The 24,126-nt window shown below is 61.7% G+C and carries 22 protein-coding genes; 15 read left to right on the forward strand and 7 right to left on the reverse strand.

The window, feature by feature from the left end; genetic code table 11:
• Nucleotides 1–9 precede the first annotated feature (9 nt).
• Nucleotides 10–3,411 carry an adenylate/guanylate cyclase domain-containing protein gene (locus V1278_RS31275; protein ID WP_334383402.1) on the reverse strand — a complete coding sequence of 1,134 codons (3,402 nt, stop codon included), beginning with the start codon at nt 3,409–3,411 and terminating at the stop codon, nt 10–12.
• Between the two features lie 66 nt (nt 3,412–3,477).
• Between V1278_RS31275 and V1278_RS31280 the strand changes: the two genes are divergently transcribed.
• From V1278_RS31280 to V1278_RS31290, 3 genes are read left to right on the forward strand one after another with little or no spacing between them, the layout of a single operon-like run.
• Entirely contained in the window at nt 3,478–4,521 is a 1,044-nt protein-coding gene (locus V1278_RS31280; protein WP_334383403.1) for a radical SAM protein, read from the forward strand.
• A gap of 49 nt (nt 4,522–4,570) precedes the next feature.
• Entirely contained in the window at nt 4,571–4,756 is a 186-nt protein-coding gene (locus V1278_RS31285; RefSeq protein ID WP_334367468.1) for a PqqD family protein, read from the forward strand.
• Between the two features lie 11 nt (nt 4,757–4,767).
• Nucleotides 4,768–5,304 carry a hypothetical protein gene (locus V1278_RS31290; RefSeq protein ID WP_334367467.1) on the forward strand — a complete coding sequence of 179 codons (537 nt, stop codon included), beginning with the start codon at nt 4,768–4,770 and terminating at the stop codon, nt 5,302–5,304.
• A gap of 71 nt (nt 5,305–5,375) precedes the next feature.
• Here the strand turns inward: V1278_RS31290 and V1278_RS31295 are convergent, their stop codons facing one another.
• Together V1278_RS31295 and V1278_RS31300 are read right to left on the reverse strand one after the other, a co-directional pair.
• The gene (locus V1278_RS31295) at nt 5,376–6,353 is read right to left on the reverse strand and encodes an NAD(P)-dependent oxidoreductase (protein WP_334383404.1); all 978 of its coding nucleotides are present in this window, start codon (nt 6,351–6,353) and stop codon (nt 5,376–5,378) included.
• A gap of 104 nt (nt 6,354–6,457) precedes the next feature.
• Complete coding sequence (locus V1278_RS31300; protein ID WP_334383405.1) at nt 6,458–8,500, reverse strand: adenylate/guanylate cyclase domain-containing protein; 2,043 nt, start codon at nt 8,498–8,500, stop codon at nt 6,458–6,460.
• 198 nt (nt 8,501–8,698) lie between these two features.
• Between V1278_RS31300 and V1278_RS31305 the strand changes: the two genes are divergently transcribed.
• The 9 genes from V1278_RS31305 to V1278_RS31345 all read left to right on the forward strand — a co-directional run bounded on the left by V1278_RS31305 (nt 8,699) and on the right by V1278_RS31345 (nt 16,583).
• The gene (locus tag V1278_RS31305) at nt 8,699–9,430 is read left to right on the forward strand and encodes a cytochrome c biogenesis CcdA family protein (RefSeq protein WP_334367464.1); all 732 of its coding nucleotides are present in this window, start codon (nt 8,699–8,701) and stop codon (nt 9,428–9,430) included.
• A 123-nt stretch (nt 9,431–9,553) separates the two neighbouring features.
• Complete coding sequence (locus V1278_RS31310; protein WP_334367463.1) at nt 9,554–10,018, forward strand: DoxX family protein; 465 nt, start codon at nt 9,554–9,556, stop codon at nt 10,016–10,018.
• Between the two features lie 90 nt (nt 10,019–10,108).
• Nucleotides 10,109–11,893, forward strand: a complete 1,785-nt coding sequence (locus tag V1278_RS31315; protein ID WP_334383406.1) for a thioredoxin domain-containing protein — start codon at nt 10,109–10,111, stop codon at nt 11,891–11,893.
• A gap of 387 nt (nt 11,894–12,280) precedes the next feature.
• On the forward strand, nt 12,281–12,544 hold the full coding sequence (gene bufA2 / locus V1278_RS31320) for a BufA2 family periplasmic bufferin-type metallophore (RefSeq protein ID WP_176722064.1): 264 nt from the start codon (nt 12,281–12,283) through the stop codon (nt 12,542–12,544).
• A 195-nt stretch (nt 12,545–12,739) separates the two neighbouring features.
• Nucleotides 12,740–12,997: a BufA2 family periplasmic bufferin-type metallophore gene (bufA2, locus tag V1278_RS31325; protein WP_057846977.1), complete on the forward strand. Its 258-nt coding sequence runs from the start codon at nt 12,740–12,742 to the stop codon at nt 12,995–12,997.
• A 109-nt stretch (nt 12,998–13,106) separates the two neighbouring features.
• Complete coding sequence (bufB, locus tag V1278_RS31330) at nt 13,107–14,012, forward strand: MNIO family bufferin maturase (RefSeq protein ID WP_334383407.1); 906 nt, start codon at nt 13,107–13,109, stop codon at nt 14,010–14,012.
• A complete protein-coding gene (locus V1278_RS31335; RefSeq protein WP_334383408.1) occupies nt 14,009–14,794 on the forward strand; it encodes a DNA-binding domain-containing protein in 786 nt (261 codons plus the stop codon). The genes bufB and V1278_RS31335 overlap by 4 nt, the downstream gene beginning before the upstream one ends.
• Before the next feature lie 17 nt (nt 14,795–14,811).
• Nucleotides 14,812–15,600: a creatininase family protein gene (locus V1278_RS31340; RefSeq protein WP_334367457.1), complete on the forward strand. Its 789-nt coding sequence runs from the start codon at nt 14,812–14,814 to the stop codon at nt 15,598–15,600.
• Nucleotides 15,597–16,583, forward strand: coding sequence for a hypothetical protein (locus V1278_RS31345; RefSeq protein ID WP_334383409.1), 987 nt, complete (start codon nt 15,597–15,599; stop codon nt 16,581–16,583). Before V1278_RS31340 ends, V1278_RS31345 begins: the two co-directional genes overlap by 4 nt.
• Nucleotides 16,584–16,649: 66 nt before the next feature.
• Here V1278_RS31345 and V1278_RS31350 read toward each other — a convergent pair whose 3' ends face one another.
• Nucleotides 16,650–17,348 carry an outer membrane protein gene (locus V1278_RS31350; RefSeq protein WP_334383410.1) on the reverse strand — a complete coding sequence of 233 codons (699 nt, stop codon included), beginning with the start codon at nt 17,346–17,348 and terminating at the stop codon, nt 16,650–16,652.
• Nucleotides 17,349–17,793: 445 nt separating this feature from the next.
• Between V1278_RS31350 and V1278_RS31355 the strand changes: the two genes are divergently transcribed.
• Nucleotides 17,794–18,987, forward strand: coding sequence for a lanthionine synthetase C family protein (locus V1278_RS31355; RefSeq protein ID WP_334383411.1), 1,194 nt, complete (start codon nt 17,794–17,796; stop codon nt 18,985–18,987).
• Nucleotides 18,988–19,036: 49 nt separating this feature from the next.
• Here the strand turns inward: V1278_RS31355 and V1278_RS31360 are convergent, their stop codons facing one another.
• Nucleotides 19,037–20,431 carry an FAD-binding oxidoreductase gene (locus V1278_RS31360; protein WP_442893807.1) on the reverse strand — a complete coding sequence of 465 codons (1,395 nt, stop codon included), beginning with the start codon at nt 20,429–20,431 and terminating at the stop codon, nt 19,037–19,039.
• 105 nt (nt 20,432–20,536) lie between these two features.
• On the opposite strand from V1278_RS31360, the gene V1278_RS31365 reads away from it, so the two are divergent.
• A complete protein-coding gene (locus tag V1278_RS31365) occupies nt 20,537–21,061 on the forward strand; it encodes a thioesterase family protein (RefSeq protein ID WP_334383413.1) in 525 nt (174 codons plus the stop codon).
• Between the two features lie 8 nt (nt 21,062–21,069).
• On the opposite strand, the gene V1278_RS31370 is transcribed toward V1278_RS31365, so the two are convergent.
• Complete coding sequence (locus V1278_RS31370) at nt 21,070–22,605, reverse strand: helix-turn-helix domain-containing protein (RefSeq protein WP_334383414.1); 1,536 nt, start codon at nt 22,603–22,605, stop codon at nt 21,070–21,072.
• A gap of 161 nt (nt 22,606–22,766) precedes the next feature.
• Here V1278_RS31370 and V1278_RS31375 point away from each other — a divergent pair, with 161 nt between their 5' ends.
• Nucleotides 22,767–23,609, forward strand: a complete 843-nt coding sequence (locus V1278_RS31375) for a class I SAM-dependent methyltransferase (protein ID WP_334383415.1) — start codon at nt 22,767–22,769, stop codon at nt 23,607–23,609.
• 76 nt (nt 23,610–23,685) lie between these two features.
• Here the strand turns inward: V1278_RS31375 and V1278_RS31380 are convergent, their stop codons facing one another.
• Complete coding sequence (locus tag V1278_RS31380) at nt 23,686–23,859, reverse strand: DUF1328 domain-containing protein (protein WP_028350352.1); 174 nt, start codon at nt 23,857–23,859, stop codon at nt 23,686–23,688.
• Between the last annotated feature and the right edge of the window lie 267 nt (nt 23,860–24,126).

Here is a 24,126-nt window from a genome sequence, read left to right on the forward strand (position 1 = left end):
GGCCCAGGATCAGGCGTTCGTATTCTGTCCCGTTGTCAGACTTAGCAGGCGAGCCGCCGAAATCATATCTGCCGTGCCAAATCCTTCGGCCATTTGCCCGTAGAGCCGGCTTAACCTCTCCAAGATAGCGGCGCGTTCATCGCCCTGTGTAGCCGACGCCAAGCTGAGTATCGCCCGCAATTCCAGCGCCTGGGCACCCATTTCGTGCGCGAGGTCTGCGGCTCTTCGGATAAGATCGAGAGCCTTCGAACTTCCGCGGTTTCCAGCAAGAATCAGCTCGCCTCGGAGTCTGTGTAATTCTGGTTCGCAGAATAATGTCTTGTTCGTCGATATGGTCACGACGACTTCATCGAGCAGATGAAGTGCATGCTGCGCATCGCCGTCTGCCGCAACAGTCTCGGCGAGCAGCATCAGGCCATATGGCCGCATGAGCTCTGCGCCCGTTGCACGATAGTCCGCAAGACCCTGCTCGATCTCTGCAGCGCCTTCTCGCAAGTCGCCGAGTTTGCCGACGGCCCAGCCCCGCAGCATTTGGCCCCATGCACTCCAATATGGAAAGCGATATTTACGCCCGACATTGATGGCTCGCTCGGCGGCTTCGAGGGCCTCGACTGGCTCGCCTCGCGCCTGTCGAATCGAAGCTTCGAAGCTCAACGCAAACCCAAGACTGTGGGGATGATCGAGTTGAACGGCTCTATCGATCGCCTGAGCACTGTCCACCACGGCACTGTCTGCCAAGCCCAAAAACCACTCAGTCCACGCGAGATTGCATTGGGCTAAAACAGCAGGATCCGAACCATACTCAAACCGGTGATGATGGTGCCGGTCCGGATCATAGAGCCGGAGCGCCTCCTCAAGAGTTGCTTTTGCAACTGCGAATTGACCAAGATAGAAAAGAGTGAGCCCAAGCGGCCGCTTTGCCTGCAGCAGAAGATCGCGGTCATTTGCCAGTTCTGCTTGTTCAACCAGACGCACGCCCAGCGTCTTCGCCTTCTCAAGCTGACCTCGAACGATGCAGAACATCATGAGTCCGTAGAGGGCTCGAAAGAGCATGCGATGCTCCCCGAGCCGCTCGCTCAGTTCGCAAGCGCGAGAGAAAACCGTTTCGACCTCGGGTGCAGCATTACCCTTCGTGGCGAGAAGCTGCGATCCCCGATCAATCTCCAGCGAGAGCTCGCGACGCGCGCGCTCGACTGTATCAGGAAGGCGCCGCAGTGCAGCCAGTGCGCTCGCAAAGTGACTGGCGGCTTCCACGTTCGCCGAGCGCTCCGCAGCCTTTTTTCCCGCTGCTTCCCAATGCAATATGGCGGGTTCAATGAGGTTCGCGGCTGCGTAATGCTGAGCAACGACTTCAGGCGTCGCCGCGACCACGGCTGGAAACCGGCTCGACAGAACCTCCGCAATCTTGCGATGTAGTGCCTGACGCTCGCTTTTCAGTAGCGAGTCGTATGCGGCGTCTTGAATGAGCGCATGCCGGAACGAATACTTGGCTTGGCCGAGTATTCCGTGCTGCTGCAGGAAATCCTCGCGCAGGAGCTCAGCCAGTCGATGGCGAAGTTCCGCCTCGCTCTCGCCGGTGATCGCACTTAGAACTTCCCCATCAAAAACACGGCCAAATGTTGCAGCAATTTGCGCCAGCGGTTTCGCGACCTTAAGACGATCCAGCCGGGCAGCCAGTGACCCCCTCAGCGTCGAGGGAATGCTGTCCACGGCAGATGCAAGTCGCAGATCATCCTCGCTGCTCGCGGACACATTGCCCTCAACCACCGTCTTGGTCAGCTCCTCGATGAAGAGCGGTATGCCACCCGTCTTTGTAACGATCAGCTCGATCACATCGGTCGGGATGGTCGCGGCCCCGACGATTTGCTTGACCAATGTTCGAGCCTCGATCGGAGAGAGGTGGCGGAGGCCGAGGCGCGTCCCCTGCGCTTCCAGCATCCACTCAGCCTTAAATTCCGGTCGGAACGTGAAAATTGCCATTACCTGCCGAGCCGAAATTCGCTGAATTAGCCGGGCGAGCAGGCTGCTTGTCGAAGCATCAGCCCAATGAAGATCTTCAACAATAAATAGGACTGGTAGCTGTTCAGATTGTCTAAGCAACCAGTGTGTGAGGACCTCAAGCAAGAGCTCGCGACGCTGTGAAGGGGCCAATTCGTGCATCGGTGACGACACTGGCAGTTCGAGAAGTTCAGCTATCAGCTCAGCGGCCGCGGGGGTAACGGAGTCCAATCCGGCAAAGGCCTTTTCAATACTCGCAAGCTTGTCCTCGATGGTTCCGAGACTATCCAAGCTCAGCGCGCGGCGGATCAACTCAATAATTGGATACAGCGCGCTCGACTGATTGTACGCTGAGCAATAGCAGGTGACGGACGATACTTTCGTGCCTGCAAGCGCTTCCTTGAACTCGCGTACCAAGCGTGTCTTGCCCGCACCAGCTTCAGCCGCAATGAGGACTAGTTGTCCCTCTCCATCGATGGTCTGAGCAAAACGGTCCTGCAGAAGGGCAAGCTCGTGACTGCGCCCAACCATCGGGTGGACAGCGCGCAGCGTATCACGACCGAAATCCAACTTTTCAGCGACAACCTGGTAAAGGTTAGTTGCTTCCTGTGTACCGCGGATTAGGTGCTGTCCCAGGCCTTGAAGTTCGAACAGGTTGCCGACGAGCCGAGCGGTCGTTTCGGAAATTACCAAGGTATCCGGAGGTGCGATTTGTTGCAGTCGGGACGCGATGTTGGGGGTATCGCCGAGGATACCCATTGTCTCGAACGTTCCCGATGATCGCAAATCACCGGCAATAACAATGCCTGTATGCATACCCATGCGCAGGTGGATCAGCGGCTTGGACGACGATTCCCGGCTATTAAGTTGACGCATGTCGTTCAGAAGCGACAGGGCTGCGCGCACGGCTCTGACTGGATCATCCTCGTGCGCTACAGGAAAACCGAAACATACAAGAAGCCCATCTCCGACATAGCGAATGATGGTGCCATCAAAGCGTCGTACCGCGTTTGCGCAGGTGTCCCGATAGCTGAAGATGATATCTCTGAACTCCTCCTCATCGAGTTGAACCGACAGATCGGTCGACCCGATCATGTCAATGAAAAGCGCGGTGACCTGCCGTCGCTCGGGGCGCTGATCATGGCTCGTCGCGCCAGACGGCCCCGTTGATGTGGGATGATCCAGGCGCTGAGCATCCAAGGGATCTGAAAGTGGCGCACCACACTGGCCACAAAATCGAGACCCAGCTGGGCTTTCGAAGCTACAGGCCTCGCAGACCAGATGCAGCCTCGCGCCACATTGGGAGCAGAAGCGCGCTGTTTCCGGATTCGAACGACCGCAACCAGGGCATTGCATATGAATGACTGCAGGCTTAAGGCTTGCCAATTTGAATATCTTATGCCAGCTTAGCATTACAATCTTGCGCGAGATAGGCCCACGACGCGATCGGATCGCGGCGCAGAAGCAGGGTCAGCCGTCATGGGCCCCATACAAAATCCCTTTGCGCTTCAGAAGCCGCTCAAGCTTACAATTTGCTACACCGAGACCTGCAATCTCTCCTGCCAACATTGCTATGCCGATTGTTCATCGGAGAAGGCGTCGTCCGAGTTGAACAGTGAGGAGTGGAGTCGCTTCCTTGATGAAATTGCCGAGTTGGGCGTGGTTTATCTCTACATTGAAGGAGGCGAACCATTTCATCGGCCGGACTTCCTGCCCTTCCTCGCTTCCGCATCGAACCGCTTCTTCACTGAGATTCGGACCAACGGCACACTCATAACGCGCGATGTCGCCGCCAGACTCAAGGAGATCGGCGTTGCGATCGTGCTCGTCGATATTCTTAGCCCACATGCCAAGGTGCACGACTACTTCACCGGCACGCAGGGCAGCCATGCGCGCGCCTGTGAAGCAGTCACATACTTGGTGGAAGCAGGGATTGAAACGCAACTGCTCACCATCCTTAACCGCAAGAATGTCGATGACCTGCAAGGCTACATTGACCTTGCTCACCGGCTCGGCGTGAAGACGGCCGGCGTTTTGCGGCCTTATCCGCTTGGTCGCTTTAAATACCGCTGGAACGAATTTTCCCTGTCGCTCGACGAAATGCATGCGGCGCTCGACGCACTGCGATTGCCTGCCGGCATGAAACTGATGCAGTCATGGCATCCAAATGACGGCAACTCGTGCTGGCAAATGGCCGCGGTCAATGCCTTCGGGGACTCGATAGGATGCGCTTATCTCCGGGAGTACGTTGACTACGGAAATATCAAGAATGTCTCCTTTATGGAGACGTGGGAACATCCGCTGTACCGCGAGTTGAGAGCAGGCCGGGTTAAGGAGACGTGCCCTAGCTGCTCATCGAGCCAAGGGTCTCACGGTGGATGCCGTTCTACTGCTTACGCATTTCATGGCGCGTGGGACGCGCCGGATCCATTTGACCGAACGCTCAACCATGGAGTCGACTTGCGTGTCCTCCCCGAATGGCTGCTACAGCCACACCCCAAACCTCCGGGTCCGCCCCGTTGAAGAGATGAAGAGTTGCGTGGTGTTTCGGCCTAATCCGCCGAAACTCTTCATGCTGAACCTCAATGCTTGGCTCATATTTGAGCTTTGCGATGGCAGCAGTCCCGACCACGTTGCGCAAAGGTATCGAAAAAGCGTAGCGGATCAGATGTCCGAGCGCGAGGCCGATCGCCATCTCACAATTGGTATCAAGAATTTGCATGACCAGGGCTTGATTGAGTTGAACGTAACAGATTGAGGAGGACTGAAATGAGCAACGTCGATCCGACACGGCTCGTTGCCGACCTTATCGCAGGCAACCGGCTAACCACTCCAACCGTTAAGCCAATCGAGCCGGAGGTGCGATCGGGAGGCTATTTCCCTTTCTGCGATCTCCTCAAGCATGATGCGAACCAGGCAGAGATTACACAGCTCCTCGCGGACAGCACCCTGCTGGGCGCGCTTGTGATTGAATGGGGTTACGACGTTCCATTCGACAAGCACGAAGAGTTTAAAAACTGGCTGATCGTCAATGAGACGAAAATTGTACAATATGAGCCAGATGACGTCAGCTACCGCGGCACCTATGCAGTTTCAGCAACTAGCGAAAAGCACAGCGGGTTGTATCGCACAATCTGGTCGTTCAAGACACTTCATGCGCTGGAGACATTCAGCGACGCCATGCATACCGGATCGGACTTTGCTCAACTTGTTAACAAACTGTGCTCCTATCGCGACCGCGAGCGCGGCGCAGATAACAGTCAGGAAATCTACCAGCCGGTGCGTTGCGCTCATCGTTTCGGTTGAAATCGGTGGATCTGCGGCCGGCCGGCTAAAATCGGCCGCCCGCACGGCCGAGCATTGCGATCATCGCGGCATCAGGGGCGTCGCCTCCAACAATCCGTATTGACCGCGCCGGCAGGCACCTCGCCGGCAATGATGGCTTCCACCTGCCGCACCGTTTCCAGCGACTGGCTCTCGATCGCCGGCGGCGTCAGGCCGCCGACATGTGGGGTTGCGATGACGTTCGGCAGGCTTGCGATCTCCGGCGACGGCATCTGGTCCAGCGCGCGGCCGACATCCATCGCGGCGCCGGCGATGCGCTTCTCGCGGAGCGCCGCTGACAACGCCGCCTCGTCGACGAGATTGCCGCGCGACAGGTTGATGAAGAAGGCGTGCGGCTGCATGCGCGCCAGCGCCGCCTGCCCGATCAGGTTTTCGGTTTGCTCATTGGCGACCGCGAGGCAGACGACATAGTCAGAGCGCGCCAGCAGTTCGTCGAGCGGCACATGCCGGATCGCGGCATCGCTGACGGTCGCAAAGGGATCGGCGACCATGATCTCCATGCCCAACACCTTGGCGATATCAGCCAGGTAACGGCCGATGCTGCCATAACCGATGATGCCGAGGCGGCTACCGGCCAGTTGCCGGCCCATGATGACCTCCGGCTTGCGCCCGGCATGGTAGTCGGCGGTCGCACGTGAAACCCCGCGCGACAGATCGACCATGAAGCCGAGCGCGAGTTCGGCGACCGATTGAATGAAACCGGGTCCCGCCCGTGTGACCAGAACGCCGGCGGCCGAAGCGGCTTCGACGTCGACGTTGCGGATGTCGACCGCGCAACGAACGAAGGCGCGCAGCATTGGCAGCTTCAAAAATATCTCGCCCGGACCCGCGGTGAGCCGGTCGGCCACGATGATATCGACATCGCGGGCGGCCTCGATCAGGCCAGCCGCGTCGAGCGCGTCGCTTGCTTCATGCAACTTCACCTGCGCGACGGCCTGCAGCCCGGCAAGACTACAGTCGCCGTAGTACTGGGCGCGCGACTGCGGCGTATGGGTCAACAGCACTTTCAACGCGGAACGGCTTCCCTATCGATCGCTGGCGAATGCAGCGTCAAGGCCGGCACTTCTCTATGGCCAAACCGCCCTCGCAGGCAAGGCGGCAAAGCCGCGTCGGGCTACTTGGTCCGCGCCACCGTCGTGTCGTCCCAATCTTCGCCGGCCGGATTTTCGAGCTGCTGCCTGCAGCGCTCAATCATCGTCGCCGACGCTGCATCGTGCTCGCGGATTTCCAGCACCTTCTCGAACGCGCCGATTGCAGCCGGGAAATCCCGCGCCCGCCAGGCGGCAAGGCCGGCCTCGTACGAAGCCACCCAGGCGGGTGCACCGATATCGCCGGCCATATCAAGCAATTCATAGATCTGCAAACCGCCCGCACGGCCATAGACCGCCAGCCGGTCGAGTTCGCGAACCACGATGCTCTTCCCGGCGAGCCTTCGCGTTTCGGGGCCGATGATGATCGTGGAGCCGTACGCCTTGTTGGTGCTCTCCAGCCGGCTCGCAATATTCACGGCATCGCCGATCACGGTGTAGTTCAGCCGCACCTCCGATCCGATATTGCCGACCAGCATGTCGCCGGAATTGATGCCGATGCGTATCCTGACCGGCCGACCGCAGTCGTCGACGAGACCTGCCTCCTCCACCGCGCGCCGGCACGCCAAGGCCGCCCGGCAGCAATCAACGGCATGATCGGGGTTGGGCGACGGCGCACCCCAGAACGCCATCACGGCGTCGCCGATGAATTTGTCGATGGTGCCGTTCTGGTTTTGAATCTGCGCCGAGACGCAATCGAAATAGCGCGACAGCAGCGGGATGATGCGGTCGCCGAGCCGCTCCGATAAGCCGGTGAAGCCGGCCAGATCGATGAACATCACGCTCATCGGCCGCACCGCGCCGCCAAGCCGCGCGCCGCTGCCGTCGCTGATCAGCCGTTTGACCAGGTCGGCCGGAATGTATTTTCCGAAAGCGGCAAGCCCTTGCGCCATGTCGCCGATCGCGCCCGACAGGTTTCCGATCTCGGCCAGCCGCGACGGATGCCGCTGCACCTTGTCGAGGTCGAAACGCTCCACATGCCGGATCTCGTTCACCACCTTGATCAGGGGAGCTGCGATCAGGCGCTGGGCGAGCCATGCCGACAATAGCCCGGCAAAAACGATCAGCACCGCAAGCCCGATCAGCAGGTTTCGGATCGTCATCTGAACCGGTCCGAGAAATTCCGATTCCGGCACCACCGTCACCAGCGACCAGCCCGGAAACGATATCGGCGTAATCACGGCCTGATAGGCCTTGCCGTCCCGCGTCACCGTCGTGTTGAACGGCTGGCCCTCGCCGGGTTCGTAGGCGCTGCCCGCATTCCGGATCGCTTCGACGGCGACCGGAAACAGCGGATGATCGGTCTTCAGCGCCACCAGTTCGCTGGCATCAGGATCGGGCGAGGCCACCACCTTGCCGTCCCGCTCGAGAATGAAGGCGCCCGCGGACTTGCCGACCGTGAGCTGCGACAGAAAATTCGAGACGCGGGTCAGCTCAATGATGATCGCAACGACGCCGGCCGGTTTCTGATCGATTTCGATCGGGGCAGAAAAGGCCGCCGCCAGCCGCTCCCCGCGCGGATGCGTCGTCAGCGTCGACCAGTGTTCGTCGTTGGTCTCCTTGGCGACCCGAAACCATTCCTGCTCGGGCACGGAATAGTCGGTGTCTTCGAACCAGCTCGCCTTGAGCCGAAGATCGTTACCGACGAATTCGTAGCGATTGATGCGCAAATTTCGGTCGGGCGTGATTTCGAGCATTTCGATGACGTTGTCGCCGAGCTTGTGCCCGGCAAAGAACGAGCCGTCCGGCCATCCAAATGCCACCCAGGAGATCGTCGGTTGCGACAGCAACTGCGAGCGGAAAACGATCTCGCGTTTTCGGGCGTCGCGCGGGTCGAACACTTTTTCGGCCAGCAGCGTTCGCACCGCCATCATGGAGGAGCGCGCCTCGGTCGTGACCGACTGCAGTTCGTCGCCGACCGCGGATACGATCTGGTCGTTGATGGTGTTGGCGAGCGTCTGGCTGACCTGATGGGCGGTGCGCCACCACAAAAGATGCACGCCGACGGCACTGACGACGATCGACGTCAGCACGAGGGCGGAAATGGCGGTGCGGATGCCGAGGCGCATACAGGGGTCCCGATGATGGTCTGATTACCGCAATACGGGACCATACCAGCGTCTGTTTCGCCAGCGAGGCAATTTCGGCGCCCCGGACACGGCTCTGTGACCGCAGTTGAGCCGTAATGACGACGAAACTTATCGATTGCCTGTTCCGTACAAGCGAAGACGGCGCTATGCCTTGCGGCAATTCTCGAAGGTCATGCAATGCACGATGTTTCCATCCCGGCGGCCCTGATTGCCGGTCTCGTCAGCTTTCTGTCCCCCTGCGTGCTGCCCCTGGTGCCGCCCTATCTGATCTATCTCACCGGCGCGACCATCGAGCAGGTCGCCAATGCCGAGACGACGCAGGCATCAAAGCGCGCGGTGATGGCTTCGGCGCTGATGTTCGTGCTCGGCTTTTCCACCGTCTTCGTGGCGCTTGGCGCCAGCGCCTCGCTGATCGGCGGCCTGATCCGCGCCTGGTCGGCGGAGCTCTCGATCGTGGCCGGCATCGTGATCATCATCATGGGCCTGCACTTCCTCGGCCTGACCCGGATCGGACTGTTGATGCGCGAGGGGCGGATGCCGATGCCGAAACCGGTCGGCCTCTGGGGCGCCTATGCCATGGGGCTCGCCTTCGCCTTCGGCTGGACCCCCTGCATCGGCCCCATTCTGGCGGCGATCCTGTCGATTGCGGCCGCCGAGGCCACCGTGACCAAGGGCGCGGGCCTGCTCGCGGTCTATTCCGCCGGGCTCGGAATCCCGTTCCTGCTGGCAGCCTTCATGATCGAGCAGTTCTCCTCGCTGTTTGCGCGGATGAAGCGACACCTCGCCAAGGTCGAGCATGCCATGGGGATCCTGATGGTGATCACCGGCATCGGCTTCCTGACCGGCGCCGTCACCAACGTCAGCATTTGGCTGCTGGAGACTTTCCCCGCCTTGCAAAATTTCGGCTAAGGCCCCGTAACAAGCGGGCCGGCGCCAACGAAATTCCTGTCAGGACCAGACTGCGGCCACCGCGGCCGCGACGTAGCCGCAGGTCGCGGCTTCGCGTCGCCAAAATACTTGAAGGGGGTTCGCATGTATTCCGTCGTCAATCTGCTCATCCTGCTGCCCGCGCAGATCGCCTCGCATTTTTCGTGGGCCGGCCCCCTGATCATGCGGCTCATCGTCGGTTACACCTTCATGCTGGCCGGCTGGGGCAAGCTCAATCATCTGGCGCAGGTCACCGAAAACTTTATCGGCTGGGGCATTCCGTTTCCCAACATCCTCACCCCCTTTGTGGCGGGTGTCGAATTCTTCGGCGGTGCGATGCTGATCCTCGGCCTGTTCGCGCGAATCCCGGCCGCGATGCTGGCGGTGGTCATGGTCGTCGCCATCCAGTCGGCGAAATGGGGCGATGTCGACTCGCTGGAGACGCTGCTCGGTTTTGAGGAAGCTGCCTACTTCGCCGGCTTCATGTGGCTTGCGATTGCCGGCCCGGGCGCGGCTTCACTGGATCGGCTGCTGCTGAATGCCAGCGGTCAGCCCAAAGCTTCAACCTGACACTCACAATCCCGTGACATCGGCCAATGCTTGAGCCCTGATCTCGCTGGCTGCGTAGCTGGAGAAAACGCCACGCTTCCGGGAGCTACCATGAAATTCGTCCGCATTGCCGCCTTCGCACTTGCCGCGCTAGCGGCATCGCCGTCGTTTGCTTCGGACGGGCCCAAATGGAGCGACTGGAGCGACGATCTGTTCGCGCGCGCGCAGGCCGAACAGCGTTTCGTCATTCTCGATCTCGAGGCGGTGTGGTGCCACTGGTGCCACGTCATGGAGAAGACGACCTACGCCAATCCCGAGGTCAGGGAATTGCTCGCCGCGAAATATCTGCCGGTGCGGGTCGATCAGGACGCCAACCCCGATCTGTCGAGCCGCTATGGCGACTGGGGCTGGCCGGCGACCATCATGTTCGGCCCCGACGGCACCGAGATCGCCAAGATCAGGGGATATATCGAGCCCGAGCGGATGCGGGCGCTGCTCAAGGCGATCATCGACGATCCCTCGCCCGGACCGTCAGTCGGCGAAGCCTTTGAGGTGAAGCCATCGACCGCCGCCTTCCTCGACAAGGAACAGCGAGCTGCGCTGACGAAGAATGTCGATGAATCCTATGAGGAAAAACTCGGCGGCTGGGGCGAGAACCAGAAATACATCGACGCCGACAGCATGGACCTTGCGATCACCCGCGCCGAGTCCGGCGACGCCATGGCGGCCAAGCGCGCCCGGCAGACGCTCGATGCCGCCATCGCGCTGATCGATCCGGTCTGGGGCGGCGTGTACCAATATTCCGAAGCGGGCTCCTGGACGCAGGCGCATTTCGAAAAGATCATGTCGTTCCAGGCGCAATATCTCCGGCAATACAGCCAGGCCTATGCGCTGTGGAAGGATCCGAAATATCTTGCCGCCGCACGCAACATCGAACGCTATCTCGCCGAGTTTCTCAAGAGCCCGAACGGCGCGTTCTATGTCAGCCAGGATGCCGATCTCGATCACGACACCGATGGGCACACATACTACGCGCTATCGGACGGCGAGCGACGCAAGCTCGGCATGCCGCGCATCGACAAGAATCTGTATGCGCGCGAAAACGGCTGGGCGATCTCGGGGCTTTCGGCCTACTACAACGTCACCAACGATCCGAGGGTGCTGGCGACCGCAGAACGCGCGGCGAAATGGGTGATCGACAACCGCGCGCTCCCCGATGGCGGCTTCCGTCATGGCGAGAAGGATCGCGGCGGGCCATTCATCGGCGACACGCTGGCGATGGGCCATGCCTTTCTCGATCTCTATGCCGTCACGGGAAATCGCGACTGGCTCACCAGAGCCGCCAAGGCCGGCGAATTCGTCGCGACCTTCCACGATGAGGCCGGCGGCTTCGTGACTTCGAAGACGGCGGAAGGCAAAACCGGTGTGCTCGCCAAGCCCGCCAAGCTGATCGACGATCAGGTCGCGGTCGCCCGCTTCATGAACCTGCTCAACCGCTACTTCGGCAACGAGGCCTATCGCGAAGAGGCCACGCATGCGATGAGCTATCTCGCCAGCGCTTCGGCCGGGATGATGCGTCCCCTGCCCGGCGTTCTGCTCGCCGACGAAGAACTCGCGGTCGAGCCCACCCACGTGACAATCGTCGGACACAAGGACGACGCCCGCGCGAAAGACCTGCACGCCTTAGCCCGTGCATTGCCGGCCCGCTACAAGCGTCTGGAATGGCTGGATCTGCGCGAGGGCAAGCTGCCCAACCCCGACGTCGAATATCCCGATCTCGGCAACCCCGCGGCGTTCGCCTGCAGCAACCGCATCTGTTCGTTTCCGTCCTTCAATGCCGAGGAGTTGCGGGCCACGGTCACGCAGATGGCGAAGCTGAAGCCTGTGCGGGGGTAGCTGGATCGAATTTCGTTGTGCAACGCAAACGACCGCCGATGCTTGCGCTAATCCCTTGAAGCGCCGCGCTTTCTGCGCGGCGCGCGCTTGCGGAGATCACCGCTGCACGCAAATGAAATACTCTCAAGCCGCCGGGGTTAGACATGGACGGAATGTCCAACCGCAAAAAAGAAAATTTTCTTTTGAAACTCTGTAACCAAATCGCCCCATCCCCCGTAGCTGGTTTCGGATGAGCACTCAAATCACGGAGACCTGACGTCCTCCGGCAAGCCACCGCGATCTGATTGCCATCCGTCCCTCCCCTGCGTCAGCGGGGCCTGTGATCGAACGATCAACAGGTCTCATGGCGTCACTTTTTGTCTTCAAACAATCATCGAGGAGATCGTCATGAAGTTGAATTCGAAGTCCGGCGCGACGCTCGCCGCTGCCGCCGCCACCCTGTTCCTCGCCGGCTCGGTGGTGTCGACGGTATCGACGCCTGCGAACGCCGCCGCGGGCAAGTGCATGGCCGGCAATGCCTGCAAGGGCCAGAGCGCCTGCAAGGGCGCGGCCAACGCCTGCAAGGGCCAGAACGCCTGCAAGGGCCAAGGCTTCTCGGCGACCTCCGAGAAGGCTTGCGCCGCCATGGGAGCCAAGTTCGTCAAGGGTTGATCGTTCTGATCAGGTGCAACGAGGGCCCAGCGCGTGCCGGGCCCTCGTTGTTTCGACCCTGCGGCTGAATTAAAATCGGCCTCGCGTGTAACTAAATCCAGACCCGCCACGTAGCTATCTCCGGGTGCAGTTTGTCGGCCGGAACTGTCGCGGCTTGCGGGCGATGCACCCTCACACTTCCTTTGGAGGATACAAATGAAGATGACCTCGAAATCCGGCGCCACCCTCGCTGCCGCTGCAGCCACCCTGTTCCTGGCCGGCGCCACCGTGTCGACCGTGGCCTATGCCGCCGGCGAAGGTAAGTGCGTCGGCGCCAATGCCTGCAAGGGCCAGAGCGCTTGCAAGGGTGCCAGCAATGCCTGCAAGGGCCAGAACGCTTGCAAGGGGCAGGGCTTCTCGGCCATGACCAAGGAAAAGTGCGACGCCGCCAAGGGCAAGTATATGCCGTCTTAAGTCGCGGTCCGATCGAGGCCCGGTGTAGGCCGGGCCTCGCATCCATGCTAGGTTGACGGTGCAGTTTGGGACACGCCGCCGTTTGCGGCGCCGTTCGAGCGGAGACGAGATGAACGTCGCAAGCAGATTGCCAGATACTTCGGCGGCTGCGCTTGCAGACCGCTCAGTGACATCGGCCAAGCCGCCCTTCCTCGGCTTCGGCCTCGGCTTGCGCCACCAGCATTACGACGAAATCCTGAGCGGCAATCCGCCGATCGACTGGTTCGAGGTGATCAGCGAAAACTATATGCTGCCCGGCGGCCAGCCGCTGCGCACGCTGGACCGGATATGCGAACGCTACCCCGTGGTCATGCATGGCGTGTCGATGTCGATCGCCTCAACGGCCCCGCCGAACTTCGAATATCTGCAGGCTCTGAAGGATCTTGCCCGGCGCGTCGAGCCGAAATGGGTATCGGACCATCTGTGCTGGACCGGCGTGCACGGCAAGAACCTGCATGACCTGCTGCCGATCCCCTACACCAGGGAAGCGCTCGATCACGTCGTCAGCCGTGTCCAACTGGTACAGGATTTTCTCGGCCGCGCCATCGTGCTCGAGAACGTCTCGACCTACGTGCAGTTCAGCAATTCCGAGATGACGGAATGGGAATTCCTCTCCGAATTGTCGCGCCGCTCCGGATGCTGGCTCCTGTTCGACGTCAACAATGTCTATGTCAGCGCCTTCAACCACGGCTACGATCCCATGACTTTCCTCAATGGCATTCCGGCGGATCGCGTGGTGCAGTTTCACATGGCCGGTCACAGCCACATGGGCACCCATATCATCGACACCCACGACCATCCGGTGTGCGAGGATGTCTGGGATCTCTATGCCACGGCGTTGAGGCGTTTTGGCCGGGTCTCGACCATGATCGAGCGCGACGATAACATCCCGCCGCTCGATGAATTGTTGCTTGAGGTTGTCAGGACCCGTGAGATGGCCGAAAAAATCTTGCCGAGGTGCACGCAGGCGGAATGAGCGATTTTGCGCGACAGCAAGCCGAGTTTCAGCGCGGCATCCTCGATGGCGACGATACGGTGCTGGCTGAAATCCTCGACAGCCCGCGCGAGAAGCGCGAAGCGCTGTTCGGCGTCTATCGCTATGCCTACGGCTCGCGGCTGGTCGAGGCAATGCGCAACGACCACGAACTGCTGCACCTCTATCTCGGCGATGAGATGTTCGACGAGATGGGGTACGCTTATGTCAAGGCGCGCCCGTCCGCGCATCCGAACCTGCGTTGGTTCTCGCAAGGCCTGCCGGAGTTTTTGAAATCGGCGAAGCCCTACTCGGGCCATCCCGTACTGTCGGATCTGGCCGCGCTGGAAAAGGCGCTCAACGACGCCTTCGACGCCGCGGAAAGCAAGGTGGTCGAACTGACCGACATGGCACGCTTTGCGCCCGAAGCATGGTCGGGCCTGAGGTTTCAGCCGCATCCCAGTGTCTTCAGGCTCGATCTTGCAACCAATGCGGCTGCGATCTGGCTCGCGCTCAAGAACGACGAAACGCCGCCGGACGCGACCGCACTGGAGCAGCCGGCGCATCTTCTGATCTGGCGTCAGGACGTTACGCCGATGTTCCGCGAGCTTTCGGCGGAAGTGGCGATGATGTGGGATGAGGCCGCGAACGGCATTCCGTTCGGCGTGCTCTGCGAAATGCTCGCGACCTATGACGACCCCGACAGCGCGGCAGGCCGCGGCGCCGGCTATCTGCACGGCTGGATCACGGCGGGACTTTTGACGGATGTTTCCGTCGGCTCATGAAGGGGAGCGCTCGGCGAATGGGAATAGACACCGATCGCCACTTCATCGAGCGCATGCACTGGGACGAGGTCGCGCGGCGCATCGGTAGTGGCGCGGTGGCCATATTGCCAATCGGCGCCGCCGCCAAGCAGCACGGCTTCCACCTCCCGCTCAACACCGACCGCATCCAGGCCGAATGGCTCGCGGCCAAGATGGCGGAAAAGATCGACGCGCTGATCTGGCCGACGCTGACGTACGGCCATTATCCCGCCTTCGTCGAATATGCCGGCAGCAGCAGCCTGTCGATTTCAACCTTCGAGGCGCTGGTGCGCGAGATTGCGGGGCAAATTCTCGCCGGCGGAATTCCAAAGCTGCTGGTGCTCAATACCGGGATCAGCACGTTAGCCCCGGTCGATCGCGCACTGGCGCGCCTCGACAGCGAGCGGATCAGGCATCTGTGGATCCATGAGGGTCCGCGCTATCCGCGCGTGGCGAGGCAATTGGCCGAACAGAGCCATGGCAGCCATGCGGATGAACTGGAAACGTCGCTGATGCTGGCGCTGGCACCGCATCTGGTCGATATGACGCGCGCCGAAGCCAGCCCCGCCCTGAACCAGGAGACGCCGGGCGCACTGACGCCGTCGGATCCGTATTCGCCAAACTACAGCCGCTCCGGCAGCTATGGCGATCCGACACGGGCGACGCCGGCCAAGGGCGAAGCCTTGCTCGCCGCCATGCTCGGCGATCTCCACGAACAGGCCGCCTCGTTCATTGCACAACGCCCGGGCCACGACCGGTCGGTTGCGGTCCAGACCGTGCTGAGATGAAGGTCGCCAGCGCCTTTCGCTGGATCGTTGCCGCCGCCGTCATCACCGCGATGCTGGCAAGCGCCATTTCGTTCCGCGCCGATGCGCAATCGGAATATATGCGCGACCGGATGCCCTACGACGCTTTCGACCGGCTGCCCAAAACCGATATCGAAGTGCCCGGCGGCATCATCCATGCCGCGTTCGCCCCGGGCGACTTCATGCTGCCCAGGGAAAAACTGCTCGACTGGATCAGGATGTCGGCTCGGGCCGTGACGACCTATTACGGGCGATTTCCCGTCAACTCGCTCCGGCTGCTCTTGGTGCCCGTCGATGGAGGCCGCATTCGCGGCGGCACGACGTGGGGCTATCGCGGCGCCGCCATTCGCATTCCGCTCGGCCGCGATTCAAGCGAGGATGTGCTGCGCCGCGACTGGGTGATGGTGCACGAGATGGTGCATACCGCCCTGCCCGACATGCCCGACCGCCACGCGTGGCTCTCGGAAGGATTGGCGGTCTATGTCGAGCCGGTCGCGCGGGTGCAGGCCGGAGACCTCGGCGCGCGAGAAATCTGGCAGGCGATGATGCGCGACATGCCGAAGGGCCTGCCGCAGGCCGGCGACCAGGGCCTCGACAACACCGGCACCTGGGGGCGGAAATATTGGGGCGGCGCGATGTTCTGCCTGCTCGCCGATATCGAAATCCGCAAGGCCACCAATAATCGCCTCGGCCTGCAGGACGCGATGCGCGGCGTGCTCGCCGCCGGCGGCAATCACGAACAGGACTGGCCGATCGAGCGCATCCTTGCAACCGCCGACAACGCCGTCGGCGTCGACGTGCTGACCCGGCTTCACAACGAGATGGGGCCGAAGCCGGTGACGCCCGATCTCGCGGCGCTGTGGCGCAACCTCGGATTGAGGCGGGTTGGCGAAGGTCTCGAGTTCGACGACACCGCGCCACTCGCAGCAATCCGCAAGGCGATCACCGCGCCGCGCGCACGATAAGACGCATGGAGAATCGCGACATGATGATCCGGCAGCCAACGCCGCCGGACCATCCTGAGCGAAGCATCAGAACCGATAACTGGCGCCCACGCGCACGAAGTGCATCTCGTTGCGGAATTCAGCCCGGGTGCGGTCCCGGCTCGACAGCGTGGCGCTGCCGTAATCGGCATAGAGATATTCACCGCGCGCGACCAGATGCTTGGTGAAAGCATACTCGATGCCCACGCCTGCTATCAGCCCTGCCTTGACCTGCTCGTCCCAGATCGCCTGCTCCAGCGTGTCACACCCTCTCTGAACCGTATAGCGATATCCGTTGCTGATGCTGGCCACGCCGACACCGACCGCACCAAAGGCCAGCAGGCGGTCGAACGCGTAGCCGGCGCGCAGGCGAGCGGAGCCGAACGCGCCGAATCTCGATAGCAACGCACTGTCGCCAAAGACGATTTCGTCCTGTGACGAAGTGGACTTGCCCCAATCGAATTCGGCGCCGATGACAAAGCGGCTGGCGAATTGATAATTGTAGCCGCCGTAAACGCCGACGGCGAAGCCGCTCGCCTGTCCCTCCGCATGGCGGCACGCACCGTTTCGGCAGTAATCGGCGGCCCACGCCGCATACGCACCGCCGCCGTAAACGCCCGCATAGAATCCGGTCCAGTTGTAGTGAGGCGACGGCAGGTCCGGAATACGGATTTCGGCAGCCTTCGCCGCCGAACCTGCCAGTAAAAAGCCACACGCGGCAACGATCCCCCAGGAAATAAAACGCATTAACGCACCTCATCACGCACGACACACGCAACACATGTTGCGGGAACAAGCTGAAGAGGTCAGTTCGGGCGCGACAATGTTTAAGTCTGGCGGCGCCGTGTTGAAACGAGGCTATGTTTGGAACCAAACTGCGACGGCCGCCACAATGTACAATCTTTGATTGAATAACGTCGTTGCAAGCCTTCGTCCGCCACCGGCGGTTTCAATGCAGGCCTCGGAGCGCTTAGTTCGTGAACTCATAGATCGGGCGCTTGGATCAGCGTCCGCCTGATGTCCGCTTACCAGAGGCGGACATTGACGCATCATTGCTGCGCCGCGTCGAACTATTTCGGGCGGGCAGTTGGTTTGCCGCGCGGCACGCTTTTAGATAGCTTTCGTTCAATCGTGCGATCCTTACTTGCATCATCTGAAGTACAGATGGACACCGCCCAGGAGCCCCTACGCCATGATTACCCCCGGACGTCATCGTCCGCTTGCCCAGGACGACTGGAATGAATCGGCTGTTCGGGTCACGATTGAAGAAATTGCGGCCGATGCGATCGCCCATTTCAATCCCGACACCTTCTGGCCGGCTCACCCGAGTGACGACGGGGTGGGAGATGGCGACCCCAGCTTCTACAAGGGCGCGGCAGGGGTCATTTGGGCACTAGATTACTTACATCGCATAGGGGCTACCCGCGTCGCGGGAGACTTTCGCTCTGTGCTGCCAAAGCTGATTGAACGGACAATCATTGACCACGAAGCCAGTTCGCCGACCGATTATGAGAAGCATGGCTCGCTGCTTCGCGGCGACATGGGTGCGGCACTTCTCGCAATGCGCCTTGAGCCAACATCGAGCCTCGCCGACCTGGTTTATAGGCGCGCCGAAGCAAATAATGGACTGCCAATCCGAGAACTCATGTGGGGTATGCCCGGATCGATGGTAGCCGCAATCCACATGGGCGAGATGACGGAGGAATCGCGATGGCGCGGCCTCTTCGAAGTGCAGGCAGCGCGGCTGTTGGCCGAACTGGAGGACACGCCGCAAGGTCCACTTTGGACGCAGGATCTTTACGGTGCCAAAGATCGCTTTCTCGGGCCCGTTCACGGCTTCGCCGGCAACGTTATCCCGTTATTGCTCGGATGGGATTGGTTGACGGCGGCGCAGCAAGCGCACGTAGCCGAATTTGTGCCGAAGTCGCTTGAAGCGAATGCGTGGCAGTACGAAGTTGGAACAACATGGGGCCCGAGAAGTAAGCGCGAGAAGCGGCTTTTCATATGTCAGCACTGTCACGGTGCGCCGGGAATGGTGACGACTTTTGCTGACGCGCCTTTCACTACGCCACAATTTGACGCGCTCCTGCTGGATGGCGGGCGCTTTGCCTGGGCCGCCGGACCGCTAACAAAGGGCTCGAACCTTTGCCACGGTACGGGTGGAAATGGCTACGCATTCCTCAAGCTGTACCGACGTACAAATGACCCCATTTGGCTCGACCGCGCGCGCCAGTTCGCCATGACTGCCATCGTCCAGTATCGCGGCGCTCAGATGGTTGCTGGCCGCGGTCGGTATTCGCTTTGGACCGGCGACATCGGTCTTGCAATCTACCTTTGGGATTGCATCACAGGGGATGCTCGGTTCCCGACTATCGATGTGTTCTGACTCTAGCGACCTGAGACCGCTTTGGGTCAGGTGGTAACGACTCCGCGTCCTACCCCACCGGCACGATCTTACCGGGATTGAAAATGTTCTGCGGATCGAGCGCCTGCTTCAGCGCGCGCATGGCGTCGATCGCCTCGGGGCCGAGCTCGGCCTTGAGGTATTTCTGCTTGCCCTGCCCGATGCCGTGCTCGCCGGTGCAGGTGCCGCCCATCGACTGCGCGCGTTCGACCAGGCGATGCATGAACTCCTCGCCGCGCGCCATTTCTTCCTTGTTGTCGACGTCGCAAACCAGCGAACAGTGGAAGTTGCCGTCGCCGACATGGCCGACGATCGGCGACAGCAGGTTCAGCCGTTCCAGGTCCTCCTCGGTCTCGGTAACGCAATCCGCAAGCCGTGAAATCGGCACGCAGACGTCGGTCGCCACCACGCCCGCGCCGGGCCGCAGCGCCTTGACCGACCAATAGGCGTCATGCCGCGCCTGCCAAAGTTTTGTGCGGTCCTCGGGCTTGGTCGTCCAGGTGAAATCCCCGCCGCCGCATTCCTTGGCGATTTCGCCGAAATTCCTGGACTGTTCGGCGACCTCGACCTCGCTGCCGTGGAATTCCAATAGCAGCAGCGGCGTCTCCGGCAGGGTCAGCTTGGAATAGGCGTTGCAGGCGCGCACCTGCTCGGCGTTGAGCAGCTCGATCCGCGCCAGCGGAATGCCGGTCTGGATGGCCAGGATCGTGGCCTGGCAGGCGCCGCGCACCGTCTCGAACGAGCAGGCAGCGGCCGCGATCGTCTCGGGGATGCCGCGCAGCTTGATGGTGAGCTCGGAGATGATGCCAAGCGTACCCTCGGCGCCGACGAACAGATGCGTCAGGTCGTAGCCAGCTGCGGATTTCTTCGCCCGCGTGCCCGTCGTGATGATCTCGCCGTCGCCGCGCACCACTTTCAGCGCCAGCACGTTCTCGCGCATGGTGCCGTAGCGCACCGCATTGGTGCCGGACGCCCGCGTCGCGGTCATGCCGCCGAGCGAAGCATCGGCGCCCGGATCGATCGGAAAGAACAATCCCTGGTCGCGCAGGTGCTCGTTCAGCGCCTTGCGGGTGACGCCAGGCTGGATCACGCAGTCCAGATCCTCCGCATGAACTTCAAGAATCCGGTTCATGTCGCGCAGATCGATGCAGATGCCGCCGGCCGGCGCATTGACCTGGCCTTCCAGCGAGGTGCCGGTTCCGAAAGCGATCACGGGCACGCCGTGTTTAGCGCAGATCCGCACCACGTCCTGAATGTCGGCGGTTTCCTGCGCCATCACCACCGCGTCGGGCGGCTGGGTCGGCAGCCAGGTGGTGGTATGGGCATGCTGTTCGCGCACCGCCTGCGAGGTGATCAGCCGGTTGCCGAACCGCGCCGCCAGCGCCTCCACGGCGCTTGCCAAAGCCTGCGGTTCCGGCCGCTTCATACTACCCGATATCGTCGTCGCCACGCCAATTCCTCCCGAATTTGAGCGGACCGTGGCAAAGGATATAAATGGGGTCAAGATAGCGAAACGACAAAGGGATGGATGATGACGACCGCTGCCGCCGCCGGGGAAAAACTGAAAGATATACCGCTGCCGCCGGCCCCGTTTCTGTCCTCGGTGATGCAGATCGAGCCGCAATGGATCGACTATAACGGCCATCTCAACATGGCCTATTACAACGTGATGATGGATCGGGCCATCGACGAAATGTGGCTGCAGCTCGGGATCGGGCCGGCCTACATGAAGGAGCGTCACTGCTCGACCTTCTCCGCCGAAGCTCACGTGCGCTACGTCAGAGAAATTCACCTCGGCGATCCCGTTCAGATTTCAGTTTATCTGTTGGGTGCCGACGAGAAGCGGTTGCACACGTTCGAGGAATTGCGCCACGCGACCGAAGGCTGGCTTTCCGCGACTTCGGAAAACATGACGCTGCATATGGACATGCAGCAGCGGAAGGTTGCGCCCTTCCCGCCCGACATTCGCGCGCGCATCCGGGCGGTGACGGATTCGCATGCCGCCGTGCCGCGGCCCGACGGGATCGGCCGCAAGGTCGCGATGCCTGACAGATAGCGGCCCATTCAGACCGGCAGTCCGGCCTCCTGCAGCGCGCCGAGGACCAGATCGCACTGGCTTGGCGGCAGCGGCGGCATGCCGCGCTGGACTTCCGTTACCGTGAGATCGGGGTAGTGCTGGCGCAGCGCGCCAAGGCTGCGGCGGGCCTGCGGCGCCTGTCCGGCGAGCACATAGGCCGGGCACAGCGTTCGATGCACCCAGCTCGCCGAGGGATGTTCGACCAATGCGCGCTCCTGCCAAACCGCACCTTCGGCGTATTGACCGGCGGTGAAAAGCGCACAGCCGATCCCGACCATGCTGTTGAAGGCCAGGGGATCGTGGGGCGCGAGATCAAGCGCGATCTTGAAGCGCTCGACCGCCGATTGCGGATCGCCCTTGTAGACATCGATCCACCCGCTGCGGCTCCAAGCCCAGGCGGATCCGCCGTCCATCGCAAGCGCCTTGCGCGTAACGAGATCGGCGACATCGAACTCATTGAGCAGCGACAGCGCGTTGCCGAGTATCGCCAGCACAGTCGCATCGCCGCGCAACGCCCTTGCCTTATGCGCCAGTTCGAGACTTCGGGCGCGCTCTTGCAGCGGCGCATGGGTGAAGTGATAAACCACGCGCTGGACATGCGCCCAGGCCGCCAGCGCGATGGCAAGCGGATGGTTTGGGTCCTGATCCATCGCGCGATCGAGCAATTCCAGCGCGCGGGCATTGCCATTGGCGTCGAGCGAGAGAACGCCCGGCATCGCCCGTAGCGCCAGATCCTGGGCACCGAGGCAATTCGTCGGCTTGCGCAGCGCGCGATCGATTTCGGCCAGCCGCAAGCATGGCTGCAGCGCCGCCGCGATCCTGGCTGCGAGATATTCCGTCGTTGTGGTCTCGCCGCGCAGGATGCCATCGGCGCGATGCGCCCAGAGCTGGCCGCCGGTTTCGGTGTCGATCAGCCTGATCGTCAGGTGTGTCCGCGTACCCGATCCCCTGATGGCACCGCCCAAATGATAGGGCGCGGCCATCGAGCGCGCCGCGACCGCGATCCCGGCCCGGGTCAATGCGGTGACGAGATCATTGGCGATGTCAGCCGCGACGGCCAGATTTTCCGTTGCCGCCTCGATCGGGCCCAACGCAACCGCCGGTCGGTCCCGCGCCGGCAAGAACAGCGAGGGAGTCGCACCGAGCGCGTCGGTGAGCACCTCCTGCCGCTTCAGCGTCTGCGACGGCGTTTCGCCATAGCGGCGGCGATACTCGATTGAAAACCGCCCGAAATGCGGAAAGCCGCAGCGCAGCGCCACGTCCATGATCTTGAGATCAGGCGTACCCTGCAACAGCTCGCGACGGGCGCGTTCGAGCCCGATCTCGCGAAGCGCGGCACGCGGGGTCTTGCCGACAAAGCTAAGGAACTGCCGCTGCAGGGTTCTGCCGGATACGCCGCCGATCGCGGCAAGCTCCGTCAGCCGCCAACTGCGGCCGACATTGCCACGCATGGCGTCCAGCGCGCGCCTGACGCCGCGCGGCAGCACCGATGTCGCCGGTAAGGCGGTCTGGCCAGCAATCATCCGCAACTCCGAAGGCCCTGGTGGTTGAGTCCTGGGAACAGCGGAAAGGTTCACGTTCCGGATAGCCATGTCGCGAACTGGATAGGCATCCGGCGGGCCCGAAGTCTAAGCCGGCAGCACGCTGAAATCGGCAAATTCACCCCCGCCCAAAGGAGTAGAACATGGCTGCATCCGCCGCCGCTCAAACCCTGCAACCCGGCCAGATCGATCTTTCCGCCCTGAAAACCAAGCAACACGGCGCTTGGTCGTCCGGCGACTACGCCGTCGTCGGCACCACGCTGCAGATCGTCGGCGAAGAGCTGTGCGAGGCGCTCGACCTCCGGGCCGGCCAGAAGGTGCTCGACGTCGCCGCCGGTAACGGCAACGCGACGCTTGCCGCGGCGCGCCGCTGGTGCGACGTCGTTTCGACCGATTATGTGCCGAGCCTGCTCGACCGCGGCCGGTCGCGTGCCGCAGCCGAAGGCCTATCAGTCGAATTCAAGGAAGCGGACGCAGAAGCGCTGGACTTCGTCGACGCGACCTTCGACGCGGTGCTGTCTACCTTCGGCGTGATGTTCACGCCGGACCAGGACCGCGCGGCATCTGAACTTTTGCGGGTATGCAAGAGCGGCGGCAAGATCGGTCTCGCCAACTGGACGCCGGAGGGCTTCATCGGGCAATTGTTCAAGACGCTCGGCAAATACCTGCCGCCGCCGGCGGGCGCGAAATCGCCCGCGCTGTGGGGCACCCAGGCGCGCATCACCGAGATGTTCGGAACATCGGCCGCTTCTATCAAGGCCGAGAAGCGTCACTTCATGTTCCGCTATCGCTCGCCGCTGCATTTTCTCGACGTGTTCAGGAATTACTACGGCCCGACGCTGAAAGCCTTTGCCGCACTTGATGAAACCAACCAGCGCCGCCTCGCCGACGACATCCTGACGCTGATCGCGTCGATGAACCGCGCCGAGGACGGCACGATGGTGCTGCCGAGCGAGTACCTGGAAATCGTCATCGTCAAACGCTGACGGAATCGGGAGAGCCCCTGCGGCGACGGCCCGCCTTGGCCGTCGCCGTCAATTTTTGCGCAGCCGTGCCGGCTGGCTAGACGTTGCTTCGTCCGCGCACCAGTCCGACCACGGCCGAGATCAGGAACAGAATTACGGCGATAAAGAAGATCGCCTTGGCGATTTCGACCGAAGCGCCGGCGATACCGCCGAAGCCAAGAACACCCGCGATCAGCGCGATGATCAGGAACGTAACGACCCAACTCAGCATGTCACGACCTCTATTGCCCATTGCTCCTTCGATGGCGGCGGATTGAGGCGTCGCACATCGCCTGTGGGACCAATCCGGGCTGGGAACGATGGTTCCGGGCGGCAAAAGCGCGAAATTTGACGTTTCGGGCGGAACAAAATCGCCGCAAAGCCGCGAAATCAGGCCGGCAACCGCGACCGGATAAAACCTGTCAAAACGGCCGGACAGGCCCTATATCGCCCTTGATCCCTGCTATGAAGGCTCCCCTTTGCTGCCTCACGGTGCCAT

The organism is Bradyrhizobium sp. AZCC 1577 (assembly GCF_036924575.1).
Classification (GTDB): domain Bacteria; phylum Pseudomonadota; class Alphaproteobacteria; order Rhizobiales; family Xanthobacteraceae; genus Bradyrhizobium.

Excerpts from the sequence above, each read along its gene's own strand:
- V1278_RS31275 (WP_334383402.1), bottom strand. The coding sequence starts at position 3,411 with ATGCTAAGCTGGCATAAGATATTCAAATTGGCAAGCCTTAAGCCTGCA.
- V1278_RS31280 (WP_334383403.1), top strand. The coding sequence starts at position 3,478 with ATGGGCCCCATACAAAATCCCTTTGCGCTTCAGAAGCCGCTCAAGCTT.
- V1278_RS31285 (WP_334367468.1), top strand. The coding sequence starts at position 4,571 with ATGCTGAACCTCAATGCTTGGCTCATATTTGAGCTTTGCGATGGCAGC.
- V1278_RS31290 (WP_334367467.1), top strand. The coding sequence starts at position 4,768 with ATGAGCAACGTCGATCCGACACGGCTCGTTGCCGACCTTATCGCAGGC.
- V1278_RS31300 (WP_334383405.1), bottom strand. The coding sequence starts at position 8,500 with ATGCGCCTCGGCATCCGCACCGCCATTTCCGCCCTCGTGCTGACGTCG.
- V1278_RS31305 (WP_334367464.1), top strand. The coding sequence starts at position 8,699 with ATGCACGATGTTTCCATCCCGGCGGCCCTGATTGCCGGTCTCGTCAGC.
- V1278_RS31310 (WP_334367463.1), top strand. The coding sequence starts at position 9,554 with ATGTATTCCGTCGTCAATCTGCTCATCCTGCTGCCCGCGCAGATCGCC.
- V1278_RS31315 (WP_334383406.1), top strand. The coding sequence starts at position 10,109 with ATGAAATTCGTCCGCATTGCCGCCTTCGCACTTGCCGCGCTAGCGGCA.
- bufA2 (WP_176722064.1), top strand. The coding sequence starts at position 12,281 with ATGAAGTTGAATTCGAAGTCCGGCGCGACGCTCGCCGCTGCCGCCGCC.
- bufA2 (WP_057846977.1), top strand. The coding sequence starts at position 12,740 with ATGAAGATGACCTCGAAATCCGGCGCCACCCTCGCTGCCGCTGCAGCC.
- bufB (WP_334383407.1), top strand. The coding sequence starts at position 13,107 with ATGAACGTCGCAAGCAGATTGCCAGATACTTCGGCGGCTGCGCTTGCA.
- V1278_RS31335 (WP_334383408.1), top strand. The coding sequence starts at position 14,009 with ATGAGCGATTTTGCGCGACAGCAAGCCGAGTTTCAGCGCGGCATCCTC.
- V1278_RS31340 (WP_334367457.1), top strand. The coding sequence starts at position 14,812 with ATGGGAATAGACACCGATCGCCACTTCATCGAGCGCATGCACTGGGAC.
- V1278_RS31345 (WP_334383409.1), top strand. The coding sequence starts at position 15,597 with ATGAAGGTCGCCAGCGCCTTTCGCTGGATCGTTGCCGCCGCCGTCATC.
- V1278_RS31350 (WP_334383410.1), bottom strand. The coding sequence starts at position 17,348 with ATGCGTTTTATTTCCTGGGGGATCGTTGCCGCGTGTGGCTTTTTACTG.
- V1278_RS31355 (WP_334383411.1), top strand. The coding sequence starts at position 17,794 with ATGATTACCCCCGGACGTCATCGTCCGCTTGCCCAGGACGACTGGAAT.
- V1278_RS31360 (WP_442893807.1), bottom strand. The coding sequence starts at position 20,431 with ATGAAGCGGCCGGAACCGCAGGCTTTGGCAAGCGCCGTGGAGGCGCTG.
- V1278_RS31365 (WP_334383413.1), top strand. The coding sequence starts at position 20,537 with ATGACGACCGCTGCCGCCGCCGGGGAAAAACTGAAAGATATACCGCTG.
- V1278_RS31370 (WP_334383414.1), bottom strand. The coding sequence starts at position 22,605 with ATGATTGCTGGCCAGACCGCCTTACCGGCGACATCGGTGCTGCCGCGC.
- V1278_RS31375 (WP_334383415.1), top strand. The coding sequence starts at position 22,767 with ATGGCTGCATCCGCCGCCGCTCAAACCCTGCAACCCGGCCAGATCGAT.
- V1278_RS31380 (WP_028350352.1), bottom strand. The coding sequence starts at position 23,859 with ATGCTGAGTTGGGTCGTTACGTTCCTGATCATCGCGCTGATCGCGGGT.